The following is a 5279-nucleotide window of genomic DNA, read 5'->3' as shown; positions in this document are numbered from 1 at the left end:
TGGACGGCGGCGGCGATCTGGGCGCCTGGGCCGAGGCACGCGCCGACGTGCGCGCCGCCATCGCCCGCGTGCAGTCCGCGCAGGCGGCGCTGGACAACGCCAGCGCCCTGCGCAAGTCCGACTGGACGGTGGGGGCCTCGGTGGACCACTACCCCGGCACCTCCAACCGCCTGCTGGAAGTGCGCGTGCAGATCCCGCTGCAATGGGGCTACCAGTTCCAGGGCGAGATCGGCCGCGCCCAGGCCGAGCTGACCCGCGCGCAGGACGCACTGGACAACACGCGCCGCCTGGCCCTTTTGGACCTGCAGCACCTGCAGCAGGCCGCGCTGAGCGCCGCGCGCCGCGCCGCCAGCTACGACGAAGGCGTGCTGCCGCGCGCCCGCCAGGTGGCGCAGAGCGCCGAGCTGGCGTACCGCAAGGGCGCCATGCCGCTGACCGACCTGCTGGACGCCCAGCGCACCCTGCGGGCCACGGCGCTGGAGGCGCTCTCGGCCCGTGCCGACTATGCCAAGGCCCAGGGCGCCTGGCTGCTGCGCACGCAGCCGCAAACCCTGCTGGGCAGCCTGCCCTGAACGCCCCCGCCCCAAGTCCAGCCACGCCAATCCATGCCCCGCCGTTCCCCTTCCACCTCTCGTATCGCGAAGTCCACCATGGTGCACCCTGCCCTCTCCCTCCCGCGCCTGACCACCTGCGGCCTGCTCGTCCTCGCCCTGGGCGGCGGCGCGCTGCTGCAAGGCTGCAGCAAGGCCGCCGAACCCGCCGCGGCGCCGGAAGCCGCACCCCCCATCGCCCAGTCGGGGCAGCTGCGCTTTCCGCCCGGCCATCCGCAGCTGGCGCTGCTGACCGTGGCCCCCGCGCGCGCCAGCAAGGACATCGCCGTGGACCTGCCCGCACGCCTGGTGTGGAACGAAGAACGCACCCAGCGCGTGTACCCCGCGTTCGCCGGCCGCGTCACGGCCATCCGCGCCGACCTGGGCCAGTCGGTCAAGGCGGGCGCGCCGCTGGCGCTGCTGGCCTCGCCCGACTTCGGCCAGGCCCAGGCGGACACGGCCAAGGCCCGCGCCGACCAGTCGTTCGCCCAGCAGGGCCTGCGCCGCCAGCGGGAACTGTTCGAAGCCGGCATCGTGGCGCGCAAGGACCTGGAGCAGGCCGAGGCCGACGCCGCGCGCGCCCAGGCCGAAGTGGCCCGCGCCGCCGCGCGCACCAGTCTCTACGGCGGCGGCAACGCCGTGAACCAGCAGCTCGCGCTCACGGCCGGCATGGCGGGCGTGGTGGTGGAGCGCAACCTCAATCCTGGCCAGGAGGTGCGGCCGGACCAGTCCGGCCCCGGCAACCCGGCGCTGTTCGTGGTGACCGACCCCGCCTCGCTGTGGGTGCAGATCGACGCGCGCGAGGGCGACCTGGCCTCGCTGCGCCCCGGCGACAGCTTCACGCTGCAGGTACCCGCCTACCCCGAGGCCACCTTCACCGGCCGCGTGACCGCCGCGGCCGACGCGATCGACCCCGGCACGCGCACGCTCAAGGTGCGCGGCGTGGTGCCCAATGCCGACCGGCGCCTGAAGGCCGAGATGCTGGCCACCGTGCACGTGCAGGAAAGCCGCGAGAGTGGGGTCGTCGTCCCCGCCGCCGCCGTCACCTTGAACGGCACGCAGCACACCGTGTACGTGCAGCGCGAGCCCGGCGTGTTCGAGCCGCGCAAGGTGGTGCTGGGCTACGAAGGCCCGCGCGAGGTGGTCGTCTCCCGCGGGCTGGAAGCCGGCGAGAAGGTGGTGGCCGAGAACGTGCTGCTGCTGGCCCGCCAGTTCCAGGCCGCCGAGGAAGACGCGCCCGCACCGGTACCCGGCGCGCCCGCCAGCCCGGCGGGCGGCAAGGCGGAAGGGACGGCCAAGCCATGAGGCGCCTCATCCACTACGCGCTGCACCAGCCGCTGTTCATCGTGCTGGGCACGGTGCTGTTCGCCCTGGCGGGATTCATCTCGTTCAAGAACCTGTCCGTCGAGGCCTTTCCCGACGTGACGGACACCCAGGTGACGGTGATCGCCCTGTACCCGGGCCGCGCGCCCGAGGAAGTCGAAAAGCAGGTCACCCTGCCCATCGAGACGGCCCTGGCGGGCCTGCCCAATTCGATCCGCGTGTTCTCGCATACGCAGTTCGGCCTCTCGTTCAGCGTGGTCACATACGACGACGCGGCCAACACGAACATCGTGCGCCAGCAGGTGGCCGAGCGGCTGTCCAGCATCGACCTGCCGCCCGGCGTGCAGGCCGAGATCGCGCCCAACGCCACGCCGGTGGGCGAGATCATGCGCTACCGCCTCAAGGGCGACGGCCTGTCGACCACCGACATCCGCACCGTGGAGGACTGGACGGTGGAGCGCGCGCTGCGCCAGGTGCCCGGCGTGGCCGACGTCGTGGCCATGGGCGGCTCGATCAAGCAGTACGAGGTGCAGCCCGACATGGACCGGCTGCGCGCGTACAAGGTCACGTTCCAGAACCTGCTGGACGCGCTGGGCCGGGGCAACGCCAACGCCGGCGGCAGCTACGTGGCGCAGGGCGCGCAGCAGTACACCATCCGCGGGCTGGGCCTGCTGCGCTCGGCCGACGACATCGGCCGCATCGTGGTGGCCTCGCGCAACGGCACGCCCGTGCTGATCCGCGACATCGGCCAGGTCAAGATCGGCGCCGTGCCGCGCCTGGGCGTGGTCGGCCAGGACCTGGACGACGACGTGGTCACCGGCATCGTCGTGATGCGCAAGGGCGAGAACCCGAGCGTGGTGCTCAAGGGCGTGAAGGACCGCATCGCCGAACTGAACGCGCGCGGCCTGCCGCCGGGCGTGCAGATCGTGCCGTTCTACGACCGCACCTGGCTCATGGACAAGACGCTCACCACCGTGTTCCACAACCTCGTGGAAGGCGCGCTGCTGGTGGCGCTGGTGCTGTACATCTTCCTGTCCAACCTGCGCGCCAGCCTGGCCGTGGTGGTGGTCATTCCGCTGGCCCTGCTCTCGACCTTCATGGGCCTCAAGATCATGGGCGTGCCGGCCAACCTGCTGAGCCTGGGCGCCATGGACTTCGGCATCATCGTGGACGGCGCGGTGATCGTGATCGAGAACATCATGCACCGCCTGGCCGAGCGCGGCGAGGACATGGACGACCGCGACCGGCGCGACACCATCATCGAGGCCGCCGGCGAAGTGGGCCGGCCCACGCTGTTTTCGATGCTCATCATCATCGCGGCGCACATCCCCATCTTCGCGCTGCAGCGCCACGAAGGCCGCATCTTCCAGCCCATGGCGCTGTCGGTCTCGGCCGCGCTCGTCGGCTCGCTGATCTTCTCGCTCACCCTGGTGCCGCTGCTGGCCTACTGGATGCTGCGCAGGAAGCTGCCGCACGGCGACAACCGCGTGGTCACCTTCGCCAAGCGCGCCTACGCCCCGGTGCTGGACTGGGCCCTGGCCCGCCGCCGCACGGTGGTGGTGATCGCGCTGGCCGTGTTCGGCCTGGCGCTGGTGGCCGCCTCGCGCCTGGGCTCGGAGTTCCTGCCCGAGCTGGACGAGGGCACCACCTGGGTCAACTTCACCCTCTCGCCCAACGTCTCCACCGACGAGGCGGCGCGCGTGCTGCGCATGGCCCGCAAGGCCCTGCTGAGCGTGCCCGAGGTGCGCACCACGGTCTCCAAGGCCGGCCAGCCCGAGGACGGCACCGACCCCAAGACCATCTCCATGGCCGAGATCTTCGTGGACGTGAAGCCCGAGGACCAATGGCGCCCCGGCATGACGCGCGAGAAGATCACCGAGGAGATGGGCCGCGCGCTGTCGGCCATCCCCGGCATCGACCCCGCGTTCTCGCAGCCCATCCGCGACAACGTGCTGGAGTCGATCTCGCAGATCAAGGGCCAGATCGTCATCAAGCTCGCGGGCGACGACCTGGTGGAGATGAAGCGCATCACCGACGAGATCGCACGCGAGATCAAGCAGGTGCAGGGCGTGGCCCGCGCCGAGATCGACCGCGACGGCCAGGTGCCGCAGCTGCTGCTGGACATCGACCGCGACCGCGCCGCGCGCTACGGTCTGAACGTGGGCGACATCCAGGACGTGATCGAGGCCGCCCTCGCCGGCAAGGCCGCCACCAGCCTGTGGGAGGGCGAGCGCAAGTTCGCCGTGGCCGTGCGCCTGCCCAAGGACGAACGCGTGATCTCCAACCTGCCGCGCACCCCCATCGCCACGCCCGACGGCGGCTACGTGCAACTGGGCGACGTGGTGCACATCCGCGAGGGCACGGGCGCCATGAACATCGCCCGCGAGGCCGGGCGCCGCACCACGGCCATCGGCATCTTCATCGCGGGCCGCGACATGGGCTCGGTGGTGGCCGACATGAAGGCCCGCGTGGAAAAGAACGTCAAGATCCCGTCCAACTACCAAGTCAACTGGTCGGGCGAGTTCGAGAACCAGGAGCGCGCGATGAAGCGCCTGTCGGTGGTGGTGCCCATCTCGCTGCTGCTGATCTTCGTGCTGCTGTTCGACGCCTTCAAGTCGTTCAAGATGGCCTCGCTGATCCTCATCAACGTGCCGCTGGCGCTCATCGGCGGGTTCATCGCGCTGTGGGTGTTCGGCATCCCGCTGTCGGTGTCGGCGGCCATCGGCTTCATCGCGCTGTCGGGCCAGGCGGTGCTCAACGGGGTGGTGATGCTGTCGGTGTTCCAGCAGCTGCAGTCGGGCGGCATGGCCGTGGTCGATGCCGTGCGCCAGGGCTCCATGCAGCGCCTGCGCACCGTGCTGATGACCGCCATGCTCGCCATGCTGGGCCTCCTGCCCATGGCCCTGTCGCACGAGATCGGCTCGGAAACGCAGCGGCCCCTGGCCATCGTGGTGATCGGCGGGCTGGTGACGGCGACGCTGCTGACGCTGGTGGTGCTGCCGGCGCTGTATGTGGCGTGGTTCGGGCCGCGCAAGGGCCGTGCCGATGAACCCTCGCCCGGCGGCGAGCCCCCCAGGGCGTTGACCTGAGAGCCCCCGGCCGCGCCGGCACGGCGCTGGCCGGGGAGGCTGGGGAACAGGAGGGGCCGGGAGGACCGGCCCTCCCGCCGGGTCAACCCCCGGTGAGCTGCGGCCGCACCAGGCCGCTGGAGGCAGGCAGGCCCTGCAGCGCCGCATCAGCGTGCACCGAGGCGTAGGCCTGCCCGTCGGCCAGATGGAACTGCTGCACCACCTGCGACAGGCGCGCGGCCTGCTCGCGCAGCGATTCGGCGGCGGCGGCGGATTGCTCCACCAGCGCGGCGTTCTG

At 71.5% G+C, this 5279-nt stretch carries 3 protein-coding genes and 1 pseudogene; 3 read left to right on the top strand and 1 reads right to left on the bottom strand.

Annotated features, from left to right (window positions below; translation table 11 throughout):
* The 3 genes from AC27IO_RS20100 to AC27IO_RS20090 form a co-directional block, all read left to right on the top strand.
* Positions 1–572: TolC family protein (locus tag AC27IO_RS20100; protein WP_498740411.1), on the top strand; the 572-nt coding region annotated here is incomplete at its 5' end.
* A gap of 78 nt (positions 573–650) precedes the next feature.
* Positions 651–1895: an efflux RND transporter periplasmic adaptor subunit gene (locus AC27IO_RS20095; protein WP_498740413.1), complete on the top strand. Its 1245-nt coding sequence runs from the start codon at positions 651–653 to the stop codon at positions 1893–1895.
* The gene (locus tag AC27IO_RS20090; RefSeq protein WP_498740409.1) at positions 1892–5002 is read left to right on the top strand and encodes an efflux RND transporter permease subunit; all 3111 of its coding nucleotides are present in this window, start codon (positions 1892–1894) and stop codon (positions 5000–5002) included. The genes AC27IO_RS20095 and AC27IO_RS20090 overlap by 4 nt, the downstream gene beginning before the upstream one ends.
* A gap of 82 nt (positions 5003–5084) precedes the next feature.
* Here AC27IO_RS20090 and AC27IO_RS20085 read toward each other — a convergent pair.
* Positions 5085–5279: pseudogene (locus AC27IO_RS20085) on the bottom strand (methyl-accepting chemotaxis protein); the annotation flags it as partial.

The sequence above is a fragment of the Acidovorax sp. KNOB132 genome, from assembly GCF_057541515.1.
The sequence above is the reverse complement of the archived record's forward strand: the minus strand, read 5'-3'. Positions and strand labels throughout refer to the sequence as shown.

Coding starts and splice junctions, on each gene's coding strand:
- AC27IO_RS20090 (WP_498740409.1), top strand. CDS start 1,892: ATGAGGCGCCTCATCCACTACGCGCTGCACCAGCCGCTGTTCATCGTG.
- AC27IO_RS20095 (WP_498740413.1), top strand. CDS start 651: ATGGTGCACCCTGCCCTCTCCCTCCCGCGCCTGACCACCTGCGGCCTG.